Origin of the sequence: Bradyrhizobium sp. PRIMUS42 (genome assembly GCF_023006515.1) — a bacterium.
Classification (GTDB): Bacteria; Pseudomonadota; Alphaproteobacteria; order Rhizobiales; family Xanthobacteraceae; genus Bradyrhizobium.
In genome coordinates, this window is the sequence record NZ_JALBGZ010001208.1 from 1 (window position 1) to 1151 (window position 1151).

Below are 1151 nucleotides of genomic sequence, written 5' to 3' on the forward strand. Positions count from 1 at the left end.
CTCGGCACTGCGGCCGGCGCCTGCGCCGTGCCGGGCACCTGGCCGCCGCACGGCATCGAGACCTTCGATCCTTGGCACCTGCCGCTCCTGAATACGCTGATCCTGCTCACCTCGGGCACCACCGTGACCTGGGCGCACCACGCGCTGCTCGAGAACGATCGCCAGGGTCTGAAGTATGGCCTGATCCTCACCGTCGTGCTCGGCGCGCTCTTCACCTGCGTGCAGGCCTATGAGTACAGCCACGCGGCGTTCTCGTTCGGCGGTAACGTCTATGGCGCGACCTTCTTCATGGCGACCGGCTTCCACGGCTTCCATGTGCTGGTCGGCACCATTTTCCTGCTGGTGTGCCTGATCCGCGCCTATGCGGGCCACTTCACGCCGAAGCAGCATCTCGGCTTCGAGTTCGCCGCCTGGTACTGGCACTTCGTCGACGTGGTCTGGCTGTTCCTGTTCCTCTGCATCTACGTCTGGGGACACGGCGCCGAGACCATGGCCCACGGCGCACACTGAGCCGCGACGTTGAGATCAGAAAGGGCGGCCGCAGGGCCGCCCTTTCGCTTTTGGGCCGCCGGAAGCTTCGGCGAAAACTGTGATAGAGTCCGCCACCATGAACGACACCGCCGGCAAGCCCGAGCCCGAAACCACCGTCCTGCAAAGCGCGCTGCGGGGACTTGCCTGCAGATGCCCGCGCTGCGGCCAGGGCAAGCTCTATGCGGGCTTCCTGACGCTCGCGCCCGCCTGCGACCGCTGCGGTCTCGACTTCGCCTTCATCGATACCGGTGACGGTCCGGCGATCTTCATCATCATGCTGGCCGGTGGGATCGTTGTTGCGGCCGCACTCATCGTCGAGGTCAAGTACCAGCCGCCATACTGGCTGCATGCGGCGCTGTGGTTGCCACTGATCCTGGTCACCACGCTCTTGCCGCTGCGTGCGATGAAGTCGCTGTTGATCGCGCTGCAATTCCACCACAAGGCGGCACCGGGCCGGTTGGTCGACCGCGCGAAATGAACGAGACTGCGCGCAAGCCCCGCGTGGCCGGCTTCGCGCTGTTCACGCTGTTCCTGACGGCCGTCTTCGTCGCTCTCGGCGTCTGGCAATTGCAGCGCCGGACCGCCAAGCACGAGCTGGTCGCGGCGCTCACCGAGCGTCT

3 protein-coding genes are annotated in these 1151 nt (G+C 65.9%); all 3 read left to right on the top strand.

Annotated features, from left to right (window positions below; translation table 11 throughout):
- A partial coding sequence (locus tag MOV75_RS39075) for a cytochrome c oxidase subunit 3 (protein ID WP_247008177.1) occupies positions 1-510 on the top strand: 510 nt, incomplete at its 5' end.
- A gap of 97 nt (positions 511-607) precedes the next feature.
- Positions 608-1009 carry a DUF983 domain-containing protein gene (locus tag MOV75_RS39080; RefSeq protein WP_246930093.1) on the top strand — a complete coding sequence of 134 codons (402 nt, stop codon included), beginning with the start codon at positions 608-610 and terminating at the stop codon, positions 1007-1009.
- Positions 1006-1151 (top strand): SURF1 family cytochrome oxidase biogenesis protein (locus tag MOV75_RS39085; protein ID WP_309487012.1); only part of this gene is annotated, 146 nt, incomplete at its 3' end. The genes MOV75_RS39080 and MOV75_RS39085, both read left to right, overlap by 4 nt.